The sequence below is a fragment of the Lentzea sp. NPDC036955 genome (assembly GCF_055608005.1).
Map to the genome: position 1 here is coordinate 83,605 of NZ_JBVJRC010000013.1, position 20,714 is coordinate 104,318.

Here is a 20,714-nt window from a genome sequence, read left to right on the forward strand (position 1 = left end):
CGGAATGCGTGACACTGGGGATCATGGCGATCACTCGACGCATGTTTGTCAGCGGCGCAATGGCGGCGCCTGTTCTCGCGCAGCTGCACGGAGGGACGTCCGCGAGCGCGAGCCCGACCGCTGACGCGGCGTTCACCCTGCTGGACGGACTGGGTGAGATGCGGCTGACCGACGTCGCGCGCGAGCGGCTCGCGACGGAGAAGATCGAGGTGCAGGCCCTGGCGCCGGCCACCGCGATCATGGGGGCGGACGGCACGACCGTCGTGGGCGTCAAGCTCCCCCCGGAGTACAGCACCGGCACCATCAGCCCGGTGGGGCAACCCGGGAAGGGGTCCGGACGTGCGCTGGGCGGGGTGGTGCTGCGCAACGCGAAAGCCCGGATGGAGATCGCCGGAATCCGGGGGTCGGTTCCGGACGGGCGGGTCTTCGCCTTCCTGAAGATCAACGACCAGTGGGTCGGCGAGCTGCCGCTGTACGCCGGCGATGTCAGCGCGGTGAGGCTGTCCGTGCAACCGGGGGCGCCGGGTCAGCCGACCGTGATCAAGGGCAGCAACATCCCGATCACCCCCACCAAGGAGGGCGTGGACGCCTTCACGAAGGCTTTCGGCGTTGCGTTGTTCTCCGTCACGGACACGGTGTTCACCGCGACGGGCGGGGGCCGTGCGTGGCCCGTGCCGGACTCACTGCCCGTCTGACCACTTCGGAACGACGACCACCGGCGCACCGGGAGAACCCCGTGCGCCGGTGGTCGTCTTCGTGTCAGTTCACCCCCATGACGGCTTCCCAGGGGTGGGTCCTGGTCGTGGCGATGGCGACGGCCTGGAGGCGGCTGGCGCGCAGGAAGGGGTAGGCGGCCTCACCGTGCGGGCCTCCGCTGTCCCCGGTGCCGCCGAGCCCCGGCGTGTACGGGGCGTGGGCCATGTGGGAGTCGTTGACCTTGAGCACTCCCCCGTTGGTCACCGCCGTGGTGAACCGCTCGACCACCTCCCGGCTCTCCGCCCACAGGGAGTTGCGCAGACCGAACCTGTTGCCGTTGAGGAACGCGATGCAGCGGTCGAGCAGGTCAGGACCGTCCTCCGGCACCACCACCGACAGCAGCGGGAAGAAGCACTCCTCGCGCACGGCGGACATGGTCTCGGCGAGCTCGAAGCCGTCGATGCGCACCACGGTCGGTTCGATGAACAGCCCCTGGGGATCGGGTTCGCCGCGCAGGTCGATCTGCGCGCCACCGCAGACCTTCGTGGCGCCCGCGCGCAACGCCTCGTCGAGGCAGCGCCGGAAGGCCGTGGCGCGCAGGACGGGGCTGAGCACCGTGTCGGAGTCCTCCGGGTCACCGGGGCGCAGCGCGGACGCGGCCTCCCGCAGCCGGGCGAGCAGCTGGTCGGCGACGGCGGGGTGGACGACGGCGTACTTCGGGCCGATGCAGGCCTGGCCGGAGGCGTAGAACGACTCGACCAGCGCCGCGGTGGCGTGTTCGAGGTCGGCGTCGTGCCACACCAGCAGACCGTCGTTGCCGGACAGCTCCAGGATCGCCCGCTTGCCCCGCTCCACGCACTCGCGTTCCAGTGCCAGCCCGCGGGCGCTGGAGCCGAAGTAGTAGATGGTGTTCACCAGCGGGCTGTCCAGCCACTGCCGCATGGTGACCTCGAAGTCGGCGCACAACACGTTGATCGTTCCCGGCGGCGCCCCGTTCGCCTCCAACGCCGGGATGATGACGTTGTGCAGCGCGTGGGCCAGCGAGCTGGCACAGCTGCGCGGCACCCGGATCACCACGCTGTTGCCCGCCAGCAGCACCAGGGAGGCGATCAGCCCGTACAGCGGGACGTTGGCCGGCGGGTCGACGCAGACCACGCCGTCGGGCTGGCGTTGCAGCACGATCGTGTGGTGCGGCGTGCTGATCTCCTGCCGCAGCAGGGAACGCGCCAGCTCCAGGCTCTCCGGGCGGACGAGGTGCAGCACCGCGTTGAGCTGCGCCTCCGCCAGTAGACGCGGGCACCCCTCCATGCGCATCAGCCGCGCGAGCTCCTCGCGGTGCTCCAGGAACCTCTCGTACAGGTCGCTGACGCACGCCAGGCGGTCGGTGAACGGCACCAGGCGCAGCCGTGCCGCCGCCTCCGCTGCCGCCCGCAGCGCTGCCTGCCCCTGTTCCGGCGTGGACAACGCGACCGAGCAGAGGATGTGCGGGTGGGCGTGCACCTCCTCCTCGGTGCCCTCGCGGAGCAGGCGGAACAGCGACGCCGCGGTGGCCCCGCCGGGGTCCAGGACGGCGCGCACGCTCATGCCGTACGCGCGTTCGTCGGTGTCGACGAACGCGCCGCCGATGTAGAGCGGGAAGTGCCGCACGGTCGTCTGGGTCACTGGTCGTCCTCGGTCTTGAAGTAGGTGGCCAGGGAACGGGCCAGGTCGTCGATGCCGGTGCTCGCGACCACCCGCATGACCGGGATCTCCCGGCCGAACCGGCGCCGCATCTTGGTGACCAGCTCCGCACCCATCAGGGAGTCCACGCCCAGCTGGTCCAGCGGCCGGTTGCGGTCGATGCGGTCCGGTGCGACGCCCAGCACCTCGGCGAGCGTCTTCACGACGTGGTCGGCGACGAGCTCGACCGCCTCGTCCACCGAGGCCTCGCGCAGCCGGGCGACCAGGTCCTCGTCCTCGCCGTCAGCGGTCTGGTCGCCCCCTGTGAGCTCGCCGAGCCTCGGGGTGGTGAGGTGGGAGTAGAGGCGGCGCAGGAACTGGCCGTCGTGGCTCCACACCAATGCCACCTCGGGACCGCCGACCAGGTCGTCCAGCGCACGGCGCACGGCGCGCAGCGGCAGCAGGTTCAACCCCGCCCTGGTCACCGTCTTGGCCGTGGCCTCGTTGCGCGCGACGTAGCCGACCTCGGCGAGGGCACCCCAGGCGATCGCCTGCCCGGCCAGTCCCCTGGCGCGGCGAGCACGGGCCAGCGCTTCCAGGAAGAGGTTCCCCGCGCAGTAGGCGGCCTGACCGGCGTTGCCCACCACGGCCGCCCCCGAGGAGAACAGGAGGAAGAGGTCGAGGTCGTGGTCACCGGTGAGGCGGTCGAGGACCATCGCGCCGGCCATCTTCGGTGCGAGCACGGCGCGGAACCGCTCCGGCGTCAGGTCCGCGATCATCGCGTCGTCGAGCACCATCGCCGCGTGCACCACGCCCCGCAGCGGGGCGCCACCGCCGTCGATGGAGTCGATGACAGCGCGCATGGCGGACTCGTCGGTCACGTCGGCGGCGTGCACGGACACCGCCACCTCCCGCGCGGTCAGCTCGGCGACGAGGTCCCCGGCCCCCGGCACGGCCGTTCCCCGCCGGTTCACCAGTGCGAGGTGCCTGGCCCCGCGGTCCACGAGCCAGCGCGCCGTCTCGGCGCCGAACCCACTCGCGCCGCCGGTGACCAGGTAGGTGCCGCACGGGTCGGCCGCGAAGGCGCTCGACCGGGCAGCCCGCTCGACCGGTGGCCGCCGGTCGAAGGTGACGACCAGTTTGCCGATGTGCCGGGAGTGCTGGAGGGACCGGAACGCCTCTGCGGCCTGGGCGGCCGGGAACGCCCGGTGCGGGATGGGGTGGACGGCGCCCGACCGGACGTGGTCGATGATCCGGTCGTGCTCGGCGGCGATCTCCTGCAGCCGGTGGCTGCCCAGCTGGTCGACGTCCACGGCGAAGTAGCTGATGTTGTTGCGCAACGGGAACAGCGAGACGTTGCGGTCGCTGTAGAGGTCGCGCTTGCCGAGCTCGACGAACCGGCCGCCGAACCGCAGCAGCTCCAGGCTGCGCCCGATGAACTCACCGCCCAGCGAGTTCAGCACCACGTCGACGCCCTGCCCGCCGGTGACGGCGAGCACGTCGGCGGCGAAGCTGAGGCTGCGCGAGTCGAAGACGTGCTCCACGCCGAGCAGCCTGAGGAAGTCTCGCTTCTCCTCGGTGCCCGCGGTGGCGATCACCGCGGCACCCAAGTGGCGGGCGCACTGGAGGGCTGCCAGCCCGACGCCACCGGCGGCGCCGTGCACCAGGACCGTCTCGCCCTTGGCGAGCCCGGCCTGGTTCACCAGCCCGTAGCTCGCGCTGATCAACGCGACGGGCATGGTCGCCGCGGCGACCAGGTCGATCCCGTCGGGCACCGGTCCCACCAGGTTCTCGTCCGCCAGCACGTGCGAGGCGAAGGAACCGGCGACGGACCCGAAGACCCGGTCACCCGGCCGGTACCGGGTCACGCCGGGGCCGACCGCCGTGACCACTCCCGCGCACTCGCCGCCGAGGTGCGTGCCGGTCATGCCGGCCTCCACCACCCAGCCCGGCAGCAGCCCGACCGCGAGCAGCGCGTCGCGGTAGTTGATGCCCGTCGCGCGGACCTCGACGGCGACCTGTCCGGGGCCGGGTTCCGGCATCTCCGCGGCCACCCACGCCAGCTCGTAGGACGGTCCCGCGTCACGGGCGATGAGCCGGTACGGGGTGGCGGGGTCGTCGGCAGCCGGTGCGGGCAGGTCGCGCAGCCGCGGCACGAACCGGCCCGACGCGGTGAGCACCACCTCGTCCTCGTCCGCCGGATCGAGGACCTCACGTGCGATCCGGTCGACCGGGACGTCGTGCCCGGCCGACACGCGCCGGATGCCGAGCAGGCTGTGTTCGGCGGCCACGGTGCGCGTGGCGCCCCAGAACGCGGCGCCGGCCGGGTCCGCGGCCCCCTCGGGCGCCGGGTTGACGCCGGTGGGGCGGCTGACCAGCCAGAGCCGCGTCACCGCTCCTGCGGGGAGCTCGGCCGACCTGACCGCGAGCGCGCGCACGAGCTCGAACCGCCGGGTGGTCGCCTCGACGGCGGCCGCCGGGTCCGGACCGGTCTCGGCGAGCACGAGCACCACATCGGTCTCGGAAGCGGTGAACCAGTCGGCTGTGCCGGTGCCGGCGGTGGTCCGCACCGCGTCGGCGCCCAGCTCCGCCAGCCTCGTCGTGAGCGTCGCGGCCAGTCCGTCGTCGGTGTCGTCCTCGGCGACGACCACGACACGGCCGGTGGTCGCGACGCTCGTCGCCTCCTGCACCGGAGCGGTGCGCGGGACCCTGCTCGCTGTCGTCAGCGAGCACAGCTCGCCTTCGAGGACCGTGCGCGCGGCGTGGAAACCGTTGCCCGGCAACAGGTCACGCCACTGCTGAGCGGACAGCACCGGCGAGGCGGGCCGCAGGTCGAGGTCGGTCATCGACCAGAACTCCGGTACCAGGCCGAACGGCAGGGCGAGCAGCAGCGGGTCGTGGGCCTCGACGAACAGCAGACGTCCGTTGTCGGTCAGCACCTCCGACACCGCGCGCAGCGCCGCACGCACGTCCTTGGCCGCGTGGAGGGCGTTCCCGGCGACCACCACGTCGAAGCCACCTGCCTCGACGTCGGGCTGGTCGAGGTCCAGGGTCCGGTACTCGACGAAGTCGTACCGCGCGAACCGTGCCTCCGCCGGAGCGAGGCAGACCTGCGAGACGTCCGTGAACACGTACCGCGTGCGGTCCGCCGGCAGCACGGGCAGCAACGCCGCGGTCAGCGCACCGGTGCCGCCGCCCACCTCGAGAATCCTGAGTGGACGATCCGCCGGCCACGCCTCGACCAAGGCGCGCATGACCTCCGCGGCGGCCTGGTTGCAAGACCGCAGTGACGGAGACAGGTCGTAGTAGTGCGCCAGGGTGTCGCTGCCGTGCGCGGGAGAAAGGATGTCCAGCGCGTCGCGTTCACCGCGCAGCAGTGCGGCCAGGTGCAGGCCGCACCGGCCGAACAGGGTCAGGTCCGCGACGTGCTCGGGGAAGTCGGTGACCAGGCCCGCGAACGCGGGTTCGGCGACGTCGGGGCGGATCCGCCAGCGGGTCCGCCCCTGGAACTCTCCGAGCCACTCCAGGTGGTCGTGGTCGGCGGCCAGCCCGGTCAGCAGGTCGAGCAGGCGGCCGAACTCCGGGCGCACTCCGGCAGCCAGCAGGTCGTCGGTGAAGAACACCTCCGCGTCGTCGAGGATGGTGGTGAACGCGCGCACCGTGAAGGCGGCGGTCGCCGCGAGCCGCCGTCGCCGCAGCTCCGCGTACCCGGTGACCGGCCGCCCCTCGACCAGGGGCGACGGGCAGGGCACCGCCGCGGTGGGCGGCAGGCCGCGCGGTGCGGCGCGGAGCTCGGTGTGCTGGCGCAGGACCACGCGCCGGCTGGGCACCTTGACCCGCAGGAACCGGCAGTCGAGCAGTTCCAGCTGAACGGTGCCCGCGTCGTCGGTGAGCGTGATGTCGGCCGAGGCCCAGGACTCCGCGAGCGTGCGGCAGCGGAAGTGCACGGCGCCGGTCTTGGTGGGCGGGCTCCACAAGCGGGCGGAGCCGACCGCCACGGGCAGGTAGGAGTCCTCGTCGGCGACGTGGCCGCGGCGGATGCGGCCGAGCTGGATCGCGGCCTGCGGGGCGACGTCGGTCCACGCCGGGTGCGCGTGGAACCCGGTGAGGTCCAGGTGGCCGCAGTCGTAGTCGGCCAGCACCTCCGTGCCGTCGACCCACAGGTCGGAGATGACGAGGAACTCGGGGCCGTAGCCCAGGCCGATCCGCTCACCGTCGGTGTACAGCGTCTCCCGGTCCACGTGCTCGCCCCTCCCGGCGAACCGCGCGCGCAGCTCGGCCAGGTCGAGCGGTGGCGGGGCCGGGGCCACCCGGCGGCGCACCCGCCCCCGTGCGTGGGTCAGCCACACCTTCCCCTCGGCCGAGCACGTGGCGACCCGGAAGACACCGTCCTCTTCGGACAGCGACACCTGCATGCGGGGCAACACGGACTCGTCGTCGGGAGCCACCAGCGGCTTGGTGATGTGCAGCTCCCTCACCTCCGCCGGTCCGTCGAACACGAGCTGCCCGGCCGCCCAGCCCATCTCCAGGTAGCCGGCCGCCGGCATGATCGGCGTCCCCGCCGCCCGGTGACCGGCCAGCCACGGCCACCGCGCCGGGTCCACGGTGGTCTGCCACGTCGGGTCGGAGACGGCGACCCGGTCCCCGAGCAGCACGTGGTCGGGCGGCGCGCTGGCACCGCCCCAGGTGTGCTGGTCGCCCAGCCAGAACCGCTCGCGCCGCCACGGGTAGGCGGGCGACGGCACGACCCGGCCCCGGCGGGGGAAGAACCGTTCCCCCGCGATCGGCACGCCCGCGGCCAGCGCGGACTCCACCGAGCTCAGCAGAGCGGCTGGTCCGGGCTCGTCGCGGGTGAGCGTCGGCAGCACGGCGAGCACGCTGTCCTTCGCCGCTCGCTTCAGGTACGTCCGCAGCACCGGTTTCGGCCCGATCTCGATGATCGTGTCGAACCCGGCCGCGACCAGGTGGTCGGTGGCCGCGGCGAACCGGACGGGCTCGCGGACGTTGCGCCACCAGTACCCGGCGTCCAGCCGCTCCCCCGCCAGGGGCGCGCCGGTGACCGTGGAGACGAAGTTGACGGTGGCGGCTTTCGGCGCCAGACCGGCCAGATCCGCCAGCAACGGGGCGCGCACCGGTTCCATCGCCGTGCTGTGGAACGGGTAGTCCAGTTCGAGCAGGCGGCAGAAGACCTCGCGCTCGGCCAGCCGGTCGGCGAGGTCGTGCAGGTCGGCCCTCGGCCCGGCGACCGTGACGTCGTTCGCGCTGTTGATCCCCGCGATCTCCATACGCCCGTCGTACCGCGCGAGCAGGGCCTCGGTCTCGTCCTGCCCGAGGCTGACCGCGGCCATGGTGCCGGTGCCCGCGGTGGTCGCCTGGGCCCGGCTGCGCGCCACCACCAGCCGCACGGCCTGCTCCACGTCGTAGATCCCGGCGGCGAATGCGGCGGCGACCTCACCCACGCTGTGGCCGTACACCGCTTCCGGCCGCAGGCCGCGTTCCGCGAGCACCGCCACGATGCCGGCCTGCACCGCGAAGAGAACGGGCTGGACCACGCTCGTGTCGTGGAACCGCGGCTCGGCCGACCGCAGCTCGTCGGCGACCGTCCAGCCGGCGAGCGGCGCCAGCACGGCGTCGATCCCGGCGACCGCGGCGGCGAACACCGGGTCGGTGTCGACGAGGTCGGCCGCCATGCCGGCCCACTGCGCGCCGTGACCGGAGAAGGCGAAGGCGACGCGGCCCCGCTCGGTCGCCCGCTGCGGCGGAACCTGCTTCGCCAGCCGTTGCCGCGCCTCGTCCGCGTCGGCGGCGAGCACCACCCGGCGGTGGGCGTGCTTCCCCCGTCGCTGGGAGGAGGTGTAGGCGAGGTCGGCGAAGTCCGTGCAGTCGGCCAGCCGCCGGTCCATCCGGGCCACCGCGTCGGCCAGGGCGGCCTCGGTGTGCGCCGAGACGACGATCGGCACCGCGGTCGCCACGCGCAGCGCGGGCGGAGCCGCGGGTGATTCCTCCAGGACGACGTGGACGTTCGCACCGCCGAACCCGAACGAGTTCACCCCGATCAACCGGCCCTCCGCCGGCCGCGACCGCTCCACCGGCGTCAGCGCCAGGCCGTCGAAGTCGATCTCCGTGCTGCGCGGGCTCGCGTGCGGGGTCGCGGGGATTTCTCCGTGGCGCAGCACGAGCACCGCCTTGCACAGCCCGGCCATGCCCGACGCCGGTTCCAGGTGCCCCAGGTTCGCCTTGACCGAGCCGATCGGGAGCGCCGCGCCGGTCCGGCGAAGTCCGAGGGCGCCGCCGATCGCCCGGCACTCGACCGGGTCGCCGATCGGTGTGCCGGTGCCGTGCGCCTCCAGGTAGGCCAGGTCGTCCGGGTCGAGCTCGAACCGGTCGTAGACCTGGCGCAGCAACGCTTCCTGGGCCGCACAGCTGGGCAGCACCAGCCCGCTGGTGTGCCCGTCGCTGTTCGTCCCGGACCCCGCGATCACGGCGTGGACGCGGTCGCCGTCGGCAACCGCGTCGGCCAGGCGCTTGAGGACCAGCACGCCACCGCCCTCGGCACGGACGTACCCGTCGGACTGGGCCGAGAACGGGCGGCACCGCCCGGTCGGCGACAGGAACCCCGCCTTGGCGAACCCGACGTAGGTGATGGGGTTGAGCAGCAGGTTGACCCCGGCGGCGAAGGCGACGCGTCCGCCGCCGTGCCGCAGGTGCTCGCAGGCCAGGTGGACCGCGTTCAGCGACGAGGCGCACGCCGTGTCCACCTTCAGACTGGGCCCGTGCACGTCGAGCTGGTGGGACAGCCGGTTCGCCGTGTTGGACAGGGCCGCCCCGGAGTTCGTGTAGGGACCGACCGCGGACGGGATGAGCATCTGCTGCCCGCCGTAGTCCAGCGCGGACACGCCGACGAACACGGCGGCATCCGTACCGGCCAGCGCCGCCGGGTCGATCCCGGCGTCGTCGAGCGCCTCGACACCCAGCTCCAGCAGCAGCCGCTGCTGGGGATCGATGCACACCGCCTCACGCGGGCTGATCCCGAAGAAGTCCGCGTCGAACCCGGTGATGTCGTCGAGGTACCCGCCCGCGAACGTGTAGGACTTGCCCGGCCGCATCTGGTTGGAGTCCCAGTACCGCTCGACGTCGAACCGGCCGGGCGGCGGCGCCCCGACCGCCTCACGCCCCGCGGCCAGCAGCGACCACAGCCCCTCCAGATCGCCGACCCCGCCGGGAAAACGACACGCCACGCCCACGATTGCGATCTTGTCCAGCACGCCCGGATCATTTCGGACCGCGGGTGCCGGATCCACGCTGGCGCAGGCACTCACCCGGATGACCAACCCATCAGGTGACACCGCCACCGCGTTTCGGTGGTGAAGCCGTCGGGAAGCCCGATGATCGACCGTGAGGAGGGCGATGGATCCCCGGAGTCGCAACGGCCTTGTGGGCATGGTCCTGGCGGCGGCTGCGTCGCTGACGACCCTGCTGCTCGGGTGGCCCCTGGTCGTGCCGATCCTGCTGTTCGCCGCCGGATGGCTGCTGGGGGGCTACGTGGTGTGGAACTCCCTGCGCCGCCGCTGACGCGAGACCACGTGCTGCTCTCCGGTGTGCAGCGGCAGCCGACCGTCAGCACGTGAAGTGACCTGGGACACGTCGTGTCACGAAGTCCGGCGACGCGCCGTCTCCATGCCGATTCCCGAAAGACGGAGGAGGCAGTCATGGCCGGCAGCACGCACGTGGTCGTTATCGGTGGCGGGTACGCGGGTGTCATGGCCGCGAACCGGCTGACGCAGCGCGAGGACGTCGCGGTCACGTTGGTCAACCCGCGGTCCGAGTTCGTGCACCGGGTGCGCCTGCACCAGCTGGTGGGCGGGTCGGACGCGGCGGTCGTCGCCTATGAGGACGTTCTGGCGCAGGGTGTCCGGCTCGTGGTGGACGCGGTGGACGTCATCGACGCGGCCGGGCGCCGGGTGCGGCTGTCCGACGGCTCGGCGCTCGGCTACGACTACCTCGTCTACGCCGTGGGCAGCGGCAACGCCGAGCCGGACGTGCCGGGGGCGGCCGAGTTCGCGTTCCCGATCGCCACGCTGGAGACGGCGCAGCGGCTGCGTTCGGTTCTCGCCGACACGGCCCTCGCCGCGCCGGTGACGGTGGTCGGCGCCGGTCCCACCGGCATCGAGACCGCGGCCGAGCTGGCGGAGCTGGGCCGCCGGGTCACGCTGGTGTGCGGCGGTGTTCTCGGCCCGTACCTGCACGCCCGCGGCCGGCGCGCGGTCGCACGGCGGCTGGCGGCGCTCGGCGTGACCGTGGTCGAGGGCGGCGACGCGAAGGTGACGGCGGTGACCAGGGACGCCGTGCGGCTGGCCGACGGCAGGGAGCTGGCGAGCGCGGTCACCGTGTGGACGGTGGGTTTCGCCGTTCCGGACCTGGCGCTGCGCAGCGGTCTCACCACCGACACCGCGGGCCGGCTGCTCACCGACGAGACGCTGACGAGCGTGGACGACGAGCGCGTCGTCGCGGCCGGGGACGCCATGGCGCCGTCCGGTCTGGCACTGCGGATGAGCTGCCTGAACGCGATCCCGACGGGTGCGCGCGCCGCCGACACCGTGCTCAGCCGGCTCGCGGGCGAGCAGCCGGAGCTCCTGCACCAGGGCTTCTACGCGCAGTGCATCAGCCTGGGCCGTGCGGCGGGCATCTTCCAGCTCGCCACCAGGTCCGACGTCGCGGTCGGCGTGCACGTCGGCGGCAGCCTCGGCGCCAAGGTCAAGGAGAGCATCTGCAAGGGCATCCCCGACCACCTGGCCGACGAGGGGCGCAAGCCCGGTTCGTACCGCCTGCACCGGCTGCGGGGCGGTGCCGAGAAGCGCCGGCGGCTGCTGGACGCGCACCGCGCTGAGCTCCAGGAGCCGGCCGAACAGCGGGTCTGACCGTCACGCGAGGGAGGCGGCGATCTTCGCGACGGTCGCTTTGGCGGTCGGCCCGACGCCGATGAGCGTGGCGGACGCCGGACCGGTCCAGCTGCCGTACCCGACCAGGTGCAGGCGTGGTTCCTCGACCGCGGTGGTGCCGTCGACGGCGATGCGGCCGTTGGCGGCGCGCAGCCGCAACGGTGCGAGGTGGCCGAGCGCGGCCCGGAAGCCGGTGCACCAGATGACGGCGTCAGCGTCGGCGAGGACGCCGTCATCCATCGGTGTGGCGACGAGGAGGCCGCTGTCGCGTGCCTCCCGCACGGCCGGCACCGCGACGATGTCACCGAGCTCGCCGACGCCGCCGTGGCGGGTGGCGATGTCGAACAGGGCCTTGCCGTCGATCTCGTCGGGCATGTACCGCGGTGGCCGGCGGGTCATCCACGTCAGCTCGGCGTGAGGCAGCAGGTCGGCCGCGATCTGCGCACCGGAGTTGCCGCCGCCGACCACGACGACCTTCCGGCCCGCGAACTCCTGTGGGCCGGCGTAGTCCACGGTGTGCAGCTGACGCCCAGGCAGCCGCACCGACGGCCGGAACGGCCGCCACCACGTGCCGGTCGCGCTGACGACGTGCCGTGCCGACCACGTTCCGTTGTCGGTGTGGACGAGCAGGCCGTGCTCGTCCCGGCCGACCTCGCGCACCTGGACCGGCCGCTGCACGGGGATGTCGTAGCGCTTCTCGTAGGCGGTGAGGTAGTCGACGACGTGCTGCGCGGTCGGGTAGCCGTCCGGGAACGGCGACATCGGCCAGCCGGGCAACGAGCTGTGGCGCGCGACGGAGAACAGCCGCAGCGAGTTCCACGTGAGCGGCCAGGCGCCGCCCGGCACGGGTCGTGCGTCGAGCACCACGTGGTCGATGCCCGCGCGGCGCAGGTAGAAGGCAGCAGCGAGCCCCGCCTGCCCGCCGCCGATCACCACGACGTCAGAGCTGGGCACGAGCTGCCCAGCGACGCCGGAGCCACAGGCTCACGTAGACGAGTGCGACGAGCACCGGAACCTCGATCAACGGACCGACCACGCCCGCGAGCGCCTGCCCGGAGGTCACGCCGAACACTCCGATCGCCACAGCGATGGCGAGTTCGAAGTTGTTGCCCGCCGCGGTGAACGCGAGCGTCGTGGTCCGCTCGTAGGAGAGCCCAGCGGCCTTGCCCAGCGCGTAGGAGCCGGCCCACATGATGGCGAAGTAGACCAGCAGCGGCAGAGCAATGCGGGCGACGTCGAGCGGGCGGCTGGTGATGTTCTCGCCTTGCAGCGCGAACAGGATGACGATCGTGAACAGCAGCCCGCAGAGGGCGATCGGGCCGACGCGCGGCAGGTACTTCGACTCGTACCACTCCCGGCCCTTCGACCGCTCCCCCAGCTTGCGGCTGAGGTAGCCGGCCAGCAGCGGGATGCCGAGGAAGATGAGAACGGACTTGGCGATCTCCCACGCGGAGAAGCCGACGGATGCGGTGTCCAAGCCGAGCCGGCCGGGTAGCAGGTCGAGGTAGAACCAGCCGAGCACACCGAACATGACCACCTGGAACACCGAGTTCAGCGCGACGAGCACTGCGGCTGCCTCACGGTCGCCGCACGCCAGGTCGTTCCAGATGATGACCATCGCGATGCAGCGGGCGAGGCCGACGACGACCAGTCCGGTGCGGTACTCGGGCAGGTCGGCCAGGAAGGTCCAGGCCAGCGCGAACATCAGCGCGGGCCCGAGGACCCAGTTCAGCACCAGCGACAGCAGCATCGTCCGCCGGTCGCGGGTGACGGTGCCGAGCTCGTCGTAGCGGACCTTCGCGAGCACCGGGTACATCATCAGCAGCAGGCCCAGGGCGATCGGCAGCGACACCTCGCCGATCCGCACCGCGTCCAGCACGCTCTGCAGGCCCGGCACCAACCGGCCGAGCAGCAGGCCTGCGACCACGGCGAGGCCGATCCACACCGGCAGCAGCCTGTCCAGGAAGGACAGTCGGTGCAGCACGTCCGGTGCTGCGGTCTGAGTGGTGCTCAACGGGTTCTCCGGGATGTGGTCGGGTCAGTCGCAGCAGGTGCTGGCGTCGCGCAGCGGCCCGCCCGGCGCCAGCACGGCCGCCAGCGCGTCGATCGCGGCGTTGTCGACGCGGTACCAGCTCCACGTCCCGCGGCGTTCCCTGCTCAGCACACCGGCCTGCACGAGGATCTTGAGGTGGTGGCTGAGCGAGGACTGCGGCATGTCGAACTGGTCGGCGAGGTCGCAGAAGCACGCCTCCTGCCCCTGCGTCCGGCGCACCAGCCCGACCAGCTCGACCCGGATCGGGTCGCCGAGCGCCTTGAACAGGCGGGCGGCGGTCGCCGAGTCGAGCAGCACCTGGTCCTGGCTCGTCATGGCGTGAACCATAGCGACTTGGATTGACAAAAGTCGATACAGCGGGTGTGATCCGCATCGACAAACTCCGGTCCGAGGAGAGCGCCGTGTCCCACACCCCCGAGGTGCTGTTCGTCTGCGTGCACAACGCCGGCCGCTCACAGATGGCCGCCGCGCTGTTGCAACACCACGGCATGGGCCGCATCGCGGTGCGCTCCGCCGGGTCGGCGCCGGCGGAGGAGGTCAACCCGGCCGCCGCCGCGGCGCTGGCCGAGTGGGGGCTGGACATCACCGCCGAGGTGCCCTCGAAGCTCACGACCGAGGACGTCGAGGCGTCCGACGTGGTGATCACGATGGGGTGCGGTGACACCTGCCCGGTGTTCCCCGGCAAGCGCTACCTGGACTGGCAGCTCGACGACCCCGCGGGCCGGGGCGTCGACGCGGTGCGGCCGATCCGCGACGACATCGACCGGCGGGTGCGCGCCCTGCTCGCCGAACTGCTCGGCTAACGCGGCACGCTGGCGGTCGACAACGCGGCCGCCAGCACCCCGACCACCCCCAGCACGACGAACACGGCCGCGTAACCACCCAGCCACGCCGCCAGCGCACTGCCCGCCCACGGTGCGACCGCCGACGTGAGCATCACCGGCGCGGTCAGCAGGCCGTTCAACCGTCCGTAGTGGACAGCACCCCACCGGTCCGTGATCGCGGTCGCCTGCACCAGCGTGAAGATCCCGCGCGTGACGCCGGCGAGCACCGACCCGGCGACCAGCAGCAGAGCCGGTCCGGGCACCACGCCCAGCGCGACCGTCACCGCCGCGCTGACCAGCAGCACCAGCAAGGTCCGCACGCGCACCGACGTCCGCGCGGACAACCTGCCGTACCCGAGCCTGCCGAGCACCTGGCCGATCCCGCCCAGCCCGAGCGCGACGGCGGCCGCGGTCGTCGTCATGCCGCGTTCGGTGAGCAGCGGCACGAGGTTGATCACGACGGCGTACACGCTGAACGCGGCCAGGCTCATCGCGACCACGAGCACCAGGAACGGCCTGCTGCGCGCCACCACCGACGGGGTGTGGACGGTCTCGTGCTCGACCGCGGGCCACGGCAGCCGCAAACCCAGGAAGTGCAGCGGAACCGTTGTGACGGCGAGGATTCCGGCCAGCACGAGGTAGGTGCCACGCCAGTCCAGGCGGTCGTTCAGCACGGCCGTCAGCGGCGCGAACACCGTGCTGGCCAGCCCGCCGACCAACGTCACCGCGGTCAGCGCCGTGACCCGGCGCGTTCCGTACCAGCGGGTCAGCGCGGCGAACGCGGGCGCGTAGAACACCCCGGCCATGGCGACGCCGGTCAGCAGCCACGCGGCGGAGAACCACACCGGAGAACGCGCACTGGCCAGCGCGACGAGCGCGACCACGGCGAGGGCGGAACCGGTGGTCATGATGGCGCGCGGCCCGTGCCGGTCGAGCAGCCTGCCGACCGGGATGCCGACCAGACCCGCCACGACCTGGCTGGCGGAGAACCCGGCCGTGATCGCCGCGAGCGACCACCCGGTGCGCGCGCTGATCGTGGGCAGCAGGACCGGGAACGCGTAGTAGAGCACGCCCCAGCTGATGATCTCGGTCGTGCACAGCACGACCAGCACGCGCCGCACCCCGCGGTCGACACCCGGCCGCGCCGTCGTGGTGTCAGCCGACAAGGCCGCTGCACTCTCCGGCGGGAGCGTCGAACACACCCGCACCACCGCACACCCCGGTCTCCGGCAACACGAGCTCGACCCGCCCCGCGGCCTCGTGGTCCCCCGCGATCCGCGCGACCACCGAACGCACCTGCTCGTAGCCGGTCAGCGCGAGGAAGGTCGGCGCACGGCCGTAGCTCTTCATGCCCACCAGGTAAACGCCCGGCTCGGGGTGCCGCAACTCGCTTTCACCATGTGGGTAGACCGTGCCGCACGAGTGCACGTTCGGGTCGATCAGCGGCGCCAGCCCCGTCGGCGCCTGCAGCACCGGGTCGAGGTCGAGCCGGACCTCCGACAGCCACGACAGGTCCGGCCGGAACCCGGTCAGCGCCACGACCTCGTCGAGGCCGCCGACCTTTCGTCCGTCGAACGACTCCAGCGTCAGCCTGCCGTCGTCTTCGCGCTCGACCGCGGCGGTGCGGAACCCGGTGACGATCTCGACGCGACCGGCGTCCACCGCCTTCTGCGCCTTCAGTCCCAGGGCACCACGAGCCGGCAGTTGGTCGGCTTCTCCGCCACCGAACGTCGTGCCGACCGAGCCCCGGCGCAACAGCCACACGATCGTCGCACCCAACTCCGGTTCCGCGAGTGCGACGAGAGCGGTGAGCGCCGAGTGGCCGCTTCCGACGACCGCGATCCGCTTTCCCGCGTACCGATCGCGCTGCGCCGCGAGGTCCGGTGTCCGGTAGCTGATCCGCGCTGCCTTCTCCCCTTTGGCCGGCAGGCCGTCGCCGCCCAGGGGGTTGGGCGAGTTCCACGTGCCGGATGCGTCGATCACCGCTCGTGCCGCGATGCGCTCCTCACCGGACTCGCTGTGGACGTGCACCGTCAAGGGCTCGGTTTGCCGGCCCGCGTCCACCACCCGGTCCCGGCCACGCCGTGCGACACCGACCACGCGCGCACCGAACCGGACGCGGTCGCCGAGCGCCTCGGCGAGCGGTGCGAGGTACAGGTCGACCCAGTCCGCGCCGGTCGGGCAGGTGCCGGCCTGCGGGCGCACCCATCCTGTTGCGGTGAGCAGCTTTTCGGCAGCGGGGTCGATCAGCTCGTCCCAGCGTGAGAACAGGCGGACGTGGTTCCACTGCGACACCGCCGCTCCTGCCCGGTCGCCCGCTTCCAGCACGAGGACGTGCTCGCCCCGCTGGACCAGATGTGCTGCCGCGGCCAGGCCTGTGGGGCCGGCGCCTACGACGACGACCGGGTGATCGCTCACTGCACGACTCCTTGCATCGAAGAGTTTCGAACCAGTACTTTATCGACCGGCGTCGATGTTCGCCACCGGATGTTGCCCGCGTGGGAGAGTGCAGTGGTGGGCACAGCGATCAGTGCGAGGAGACGTCCTTGGAGGCAGTAGCCGGTGACAACGTTTCCGTTCTCGGCAGGCTGGTCGAGGAGATCTCCTGGGAGGGTTCCTCGGTGCGCCGCTACCGCAACGGCGGCCGTGGCGTCGAGAACATCCTGACCGCGGAGGTGTTGTCCGCGCTCGACTTCCTCCCGCGGCAGGCGTTTCTCGGAGCGGTGCTGGACAACGCCCACGGCGCGGACGCCACGCGCCGGCTGCTGTCCGCCCAGGTCGAGGACGCGACCCTGTCGTTCCTGCCGGACGAGATCGTCCTCAACCCGTCGCAACGGTCACGTGGCGCGCAGTTGATCGTGCAGCCCGACGCGTCCCTCGAGACCGGGTCTTGCTACGCGTTGGTGGAGGCCAAGAGGATCCGGCACAGCTCCTTCCAACCACAGCAACTGGCCCGCGAGTACTTGGCGGTGACGCGACGAGCGGAGACCCGCGCACCTCTGCTGCTGGTGGTGCTCGGCGCCGCACCGCCGGTGCTGGTCAAGGGCGAAGGCCGGGTGTCGATCCACGACTCCATCGCACGGCACCTCCCCACGGTGCACGGCTTGGCGAGCGCGCACCCCGCGCCGTTGGCCGAGTTGACCGACCGCATCAGCGAAGCCTGCGCCTGGACCACCTGGAACGAGCTCGCCGACGTCGTGGCGCAGCAGCAGAACCGCCTCACCGTGGCCGACCCGTCGATCGCCGCGTCGATCAACCGCCTCGTGACGTCGATCGTCCGGTCAGTCGCCTGGCACGCCTGACCGACCAGCGTCAGTACAGGTCGGCAAGAACGAGCGTGCTCTCCTCCACCTGGGCCCGACCACTCTCGATCAGATCAGCGGCACGCGCGAGGAACGCCGTCAGCGACGGCGCGACCGGCTCCCCCAGGTCGGGAACGTTCGGCCGGAACACGACCTGCCCCACCGTCCCCAGCTCACCGGGCTCCAGGTCCAGCAGGTAGCAGTCGCCCTGGAACGCGAGGAACGGCAGCCAAGACCGCGACCACACGGTCCACCGGTAGTGGGCGGGCTGCTCAAGAGGCGTGGCCATGTCCTCTACGACCTCGGTCAGCATCCGGTGCATCTCGATGATCTCGTCCACGGGCAGGAAGTGGAGGTAGTTGATCGAGCCGTACAGCTGGTCGGGGTCGTCCTGACCGTCCGAGGCCCGCAGCAGCGCGCACAGCTCCTCCGGCAGCACGAGGCCGGTCGCGGCGGCGAGCCGGTCCAGGTCGTCCTGGGTTGCGCCGGGCCGGAACGGCGCGGTGTCGGGCAGGTGCCCCTCGATGGCGGCTCGCAGCCGCGTGAACTCCTGGACGGTCTCGTTCATACCGGCAAGTCTGACCTGTGGTCGTCCGGCGCGTGCACCGACCGGATCTCACCGCTCACCCGTACCGCGAGACCAGCGCCCTGCCGATCCCCGCCAGGTGCTCCCGCACCCCCGCGGGACCGGTCACCTCCACCCACTCGACCAGCCCCGCGAGCTCACCGGCCACCACGTGCTCGTCCCGCCCGCGGATCACGACCTCCACCCGGCCGTCCGCGGCAGCCCCTCCCACCTCCAGCCGGCCACCGAAGGCGATCCGGAGCACGCCCACCGCACCAGGCACGCACACCGCCCGCACTTCCAGGGGTGCCCGCTTGCGATCGACCTCGTCGGCGATCTCGCGCCAGCTCTCGGCGAGGTCGAAGTCCGCCGGTCGGTGCGCGGGTTCGCCGGTCACGTCGACCGACGTCACCCGATCGACCCGGAAGGTCCGCCGACCGGCCTCGGTGTGGGCGACCAGGTACCACGACTGTCCTTTGGCGACGATGCCCAGCGGGTGGACGGTCCGTTCGGTCGGCGCCCGCTCGCGGTCGATGTAACCGAGGCGCACCTGGAGGCCGCGGATCACCGCGTCCTGGAGCGCGTCGAGGGAACGAGGTGGTGGCGGGAACGAGCCCGACCCCCAGTGCCGCGGGTCCACGACCATCGACGACGCCGCCGCCTCGGCCTGCACGCGGAACGGTTCCGGCAGGGCGTGCACGAGCTTGCGCAGGGCTGTCTTCACGGCCGGGGTCGCAACCGAGGCCGGCCCGGCGACCAGGAACAGGGCGCGGGCCTCCCCTGCGGTCAGGCCGGACAGGTCGGTGCGGGCGCCGCCCACCAGGCGCCAGCCGCCGCCACGGCCCTGCGTGGAGTACAGGGGTATGCCGGCCACGGCCAGGGCGTCGAGGTCGCGGCGGGCGGTGCGTTCGGAGACCTCCAGCTCGCGCGCTACCTCCGCTGCGGTCACCTGCCCACGGCGTTGCAGCAGCAGGAGGACGGCCACCAGCCGGTCGGTTCGCACGCCGGACAGATTTCCACGGAAAGCGGTCACGGGATGACCGGTTTCGGTCAGCAGGATCGCCGCATGACCTCACCGACCGCGTTCCCCGAATCCACCCTGATCCCGGTCAACGGCGTGGAGCTCGAAGTCTTCGAAGCAGGCCGGCACAACGCGGGCAAGCCGATCGTGCTCTGCCACGGCTGGCCGGAGCACGCCTTCTCGTGGCGCCACCAGATGCCCGCCCTCGCCGAAGCCGGGTACCACGTCATCGTCCCGAACCAGCGAGGGTACGGCCGTTCGTCGCGGCCTGCGGGGGTGGCGGACTACGACATCGCGCACCTGACGGGTGACCTCGTCGCGCTCCTCGACCACTTCGGCTACGAGGACGCCACGTTCGTCGGGCACGACTGGGGCTCGTTCGTCGTCTGGGGGCTGGCCCTGCTGCACCCGAAGCGGGTGAACGGGGTGGTCGGCCTCAGCCTGCCCTACCAGGTGCGCGGCGACCGGCCGTGGGTCGAGGTCGTGGAGGAGGTGCTCGGGCCCGACTTCTACTTCGTCCACTTCACCCGGCAGCCGGGCGTGGCGGACGCCGTGTTCGACGCGAACACGCACCGGTTCCTGCGCAACCTCTACCGCAAGAACGAGCCGCCCAGGGCGCCGAGGCCGGGCATGGCGCTGATCGACCTCGCCCGGCAGGAGACGCCGCTCGGCGAGCCGCTGCTGAGCGACGACGAGCTGGCCGTCTACGTGGCCGCGTTCGAGTCGACGGGCTTCACCGGCAGCGTCAACTGGTACCGCAACCTCGACCGCGACTGGCACCTGCTGGGAGAGGCCGACCCGGTCGTCCACCAGCCGGCGCTCATGATCTACGGCGATCGGGACGCGGTCGCGAGGTTGGAGAGCCTGACCGACTTCGTGCCCGGTGCGGAGGTGGTCAGCCTCGACTCCGGCCACTGGATCCAGCAGGAGAAGCCGGAGGAGACCACGGCGGCGATCCTGGACTGGCTGGAGCGGCGGGGTTCCTGAACGTCCTCGGGCTGTCGAAAAGACCTCCGCCCGTTCGACGTGTCCGCGAGAGCACGGTTGAGGCGGAAGGACACGAACCATGGGACTCGTCATCTGCGACATGTCGATCTCGCTCGACGGCTGCGTCACCGGTCCCGGTGCCAGTCGCGACAACCCGTTCGGCGACGGTGCCGGCAGCCTGCACGACTGGCTGTTCGAGGACCCGGCCGACGCGGACCGCCGGTACCTCGAGGAGGCGGTCGCCCTCTGCGGCGCCGTGGTGATGGGCCGCACGTCGTTCGACAAGACCGTGGACGCGTGGGGTCCCGGCGGCCCGGCCCCCGGCTGTCGGAGCTTCGTGGTGACCCACACCGCGCCGGCGGGGGAGCACCCCGGCTACACCTTCGTCACCGACGGCGTGGCGAGCGCGATCGAGCAGGCCCAGGAGGCGGCCGGCGACCGGTGGGTCGGTCTGCACGGCGCCACGGTGATGCAGCAGGCGCTGCCGCTCGGACTGGTCGACGAGATCTTCGTGCACGTGGTCCCGTTGCTCGTCGGCGGCGGCACACCGCTGTTCGGCGCGCTCGGCTCCGCGATCAGGCTCGAACGCGTCGAGACGCACCACTCCCCCGCCGTCGACCACCTGCGGTACCGGGTCGTCAAGTAGCGGCCCCGGCCGGGAACGCCTG

Annotated in this window: 16 protein-coding genes; 7 read left to right on the forward strand and 9 right to left on the reverse strand. The window is 72.2% G+C overall.

Going from position 1 to position 20,714, the window contains the following annotated elements; all coding sequences use genetic code 11:
* Nucleotides 1–23: 23 nt before the first annotated feature.
* The gene (locus tag ACZ7CF_RS36760; protein WP_470371944.1) at nt 24–695 is read left to right on the forward strand and encodes a hypothetical protein; all 672 of its coding nucleotides are present in this window, start codon (nt 24–26) and stop codon (nt 693–695) included.
* A 64-nt stretch (nt 696–759) separates the two neighbouring features.
* On the opposite strand, the gene ACZ7CF_RS36765 is transcribed toward ACZ7CF_RS36760, so the two are convergent.
* Nucleotides 760–2,358, reverse strand: a complete 1,599-nt coding sequence (locus tag ACZ7CF_RS36765) for an aldehyde dehydrogenase family protein (RefSeq protein ID WP_470371945.1) — start codon at nt 2,356–2,358, stop codon at nt 760–762.
* Nucleotides 2,355–9,620 (reverse strand): SDR family NAD(P)-dependent oxidoreductase, encoded by a 7,266-nt coding sequence (locus ACZ7CF_RS36770; RefSeq protein ID WP_470371946.1) that lies wholly within the window; start codon nt 9,618–9,620, stop codon nt 2,355–2,357. Before ACZ7CF_RS36770 ends, ACZ7CF_RS36765 begins: the two co-directional genes overlap by 4 nt.
* Nucleotides 9,621–9,762: 142 nt before the next feature.
* On the opposite strand from ACZ7CF_RS36770, the gene ACZ7CF_RS36775 reads away from it, so the two are divergent.
* The gene (locus ACZ7CF_RS36775) at nt 9,763–9,927 is read left to right on the forward strand and encodes a hypothetical protein (protein ID WP_360401129.1); all 165 of its coding nucleotides are present in this window, start codon (nt 9,763–9,765) and stop codon (nt 9,925–9,927) included.
* Between the two features lie 137 nt (nt 9,928–10,064).
* Nucleotides 10,065–11,273 carry an NAD(P)/FAD-dependent oxidoreductase gene (locus ACZ7CF_RS36780; protein ID WP_360401126.1) on the forward strand — a complete coding sequence of 403 codons (1,209 nt, stop codon included), beginning with the start codon at nt 10,065–10,067 and terminating at the stop codon, nt 11,271–11,273.
* 3 nt (nt 11,274–11,276) lie between these two features.
* On the opposite strand, the gene ACZ7CF_RS36785 is transcribed toward ACZ7CF_RS36780, so the two are convergent.
* The 3 genes from ACZ7CF_RS36785 to ACZ7CF_RS36795 are packed head-to-tail and all read right to left on the reverse strand — an operon-like array spanning nt 11,277 to nt 13,662.
* Nucleotides 11,277–12,248, reverse strand: coding sequence for an ArsO family NAD(P)H-dependent flavin-containing monooxygenase (locus tag ACZ7CF_RS36785; RefSeq protein ID WP_458432123.1), 972 nt, complete (start codon nt 12,246–12,248; stop codon nt 11,277–11,279).
* Nucleotides 12,235–13,308, reverse strand: coding sequence for an ACR3 family arsenite efflux transporter (gene arsB, locus ACZ7CF_RS36790; protein ID WP_470371947.1), 1,074 nt, complete (start codon nt 13,306–13,308; stop codon nt 12,235–12,237). The genes ACZ7CF_RS36785 and arsB overlap by 14 nt, the downstream gene beginning before the upstream one ends.
* 24 nt (nt 13,309–13,332) lie before the next feature.
* Nucleotides 13,333–13,662 (reverse strand): ArsR/SmtB family transcription factor, encoded by a 330-nt coding sequence (locus ACZ7CF_RS36795; protein ID WP_470371948.1) that lies wholly within the window; start codon nt 13,660–13,662, stop codon nt 13,333–13,335.
* An 86-nt stretch (nt 13,663–13,748) separates the two neighbouring features.
* Between ACZ7CF_RS36795 and ACZ7CF_RS36800 the strand changes: the two genes are divergently transcribed.
* On the forward strand, nt 13,749–14,150 hold the full coding sequence (locus ACZ7CF_RS36800; RefSeq protein WP_360401113.1) for an arsenate-mycothiol transferase ArsC: 402 nt from the start codon (nt 13,749–13,751) through the stop codon (nt 14,148–14,150).
* Here ACZ7CF_RS36800 and ACZ7CF_RS36805 read toward each other — a convergent pair.
* Nucleotides 14,147–15,337 carry an MFS transporter gene (locus tag ACZ7CF_RS36805; protein WP_470371949.1) on the reverse strand — a complete coding sequence of 397 codons (1,191 nt, stop codon included), beginning with the start codon at nt 15,335–15,337 and terminating at the stop codon, nt 14,147–14,149. The two genes, ACZ7CF_RS36800 and ACZ7CF_RS36805, sit on opposite strands and share 4 nt — an antisense overlap.
* Nucleotides 15,327–16,589: an FAD-dependent oxidoreductase gene (locus ACZ7CF_RS36810; protein ID WP_470371950.1), complete on the reverse strand. Its 1,263-nt coding sequence runs from the start codon at nt 16,587–16,589 to the stop codon at nt 15,327–15,329. Before ACZ7CF_RS36810 ends, ACZ7CF_RS36805 begins: the two co-directional genes overlap by 11 nt.
* A gap of 128 nt (nt 16,590–16,717) precedes the next feature.
* Here ACZ7CF_RS36810 and ACZ7CF_RS36815 point away from each other — a divergent pair, with 128 nt between their 5' ends.
* Nucleotides 16,718–17,473 (forward strand): hypothetical protein, encoded by a 756-nt coding sequence (locus ACZ7CF_RS36815; protein WP_470371951.1) that lies wholly within the window; start codon nt 16,718–16,720, stop codon nt 17,471–17,473.
* A gap of 10 nt (nt 17,474–17,483) precedes the next feature.
* Here the strand turns inward: ACZ7CF_RS36815 and ACZ7CF_RS36820 are convergent, their stop codons facing one another.
* Nucleotides 17,484–18,041 carry an SMI1/KNR4 family protein gene (locus ACZ7CF_RS36820; protein WP_470371952.1) on the reverse strand — a complete coding sequence of 186 codons (558 nt, stop codon included), beginning with the start codon at nt 18,039–18,041 and terminating at the stop codon, nt 17,484–17,486.
* Nucleotides 18,042–18,096: 55 nt separating this feature from the next.
* Complete coding sequence (locus ACZ7CF_RS36825; protein ID WP_470371953.1) at nt 18,097–19,041, reverse strand: helix-turn-helix transcriptional regulator; 945 nt, start codon at nt 19,039–19,041, stop codon at nt 18,097–18,099.
* A gap of 63 nt (nt 19,042–19,104) precedes the next feature.
* Here ACZ7CF_RS36825 and ACZ7CF_RS36830 point away from each other — a divergent pair, with 63 nt between their 5' ends.
* Nucleotides 19,105–20,046: an alpha/beta fold hydrolase gene (locus ACZ7CF_RS36830; protein ID WP_470371954.1), complete on the forward strand. Its 942-nt coding sequence runs from the start codon at nt 19,105–19,107 to the stop codon at nt 20,044–20,046.
* A 79-nt stretch (nt 20,047–20,125) separates the two neighbouring features.
* Nucleotides 20,126–20,692 (forward strand): dihydrofolate reductase family protein, encoded by a 567-nt coding sequence (locus ACZ7CF_RS36835; protein WP_470371955.1) that lies wholly within the window; start codon nt 20,126–20,128, stop codon nt 20,690–20,692.
* The last annotated feature ends 22 nt before the right edge of the window (nt 20,693–20,714 follow it).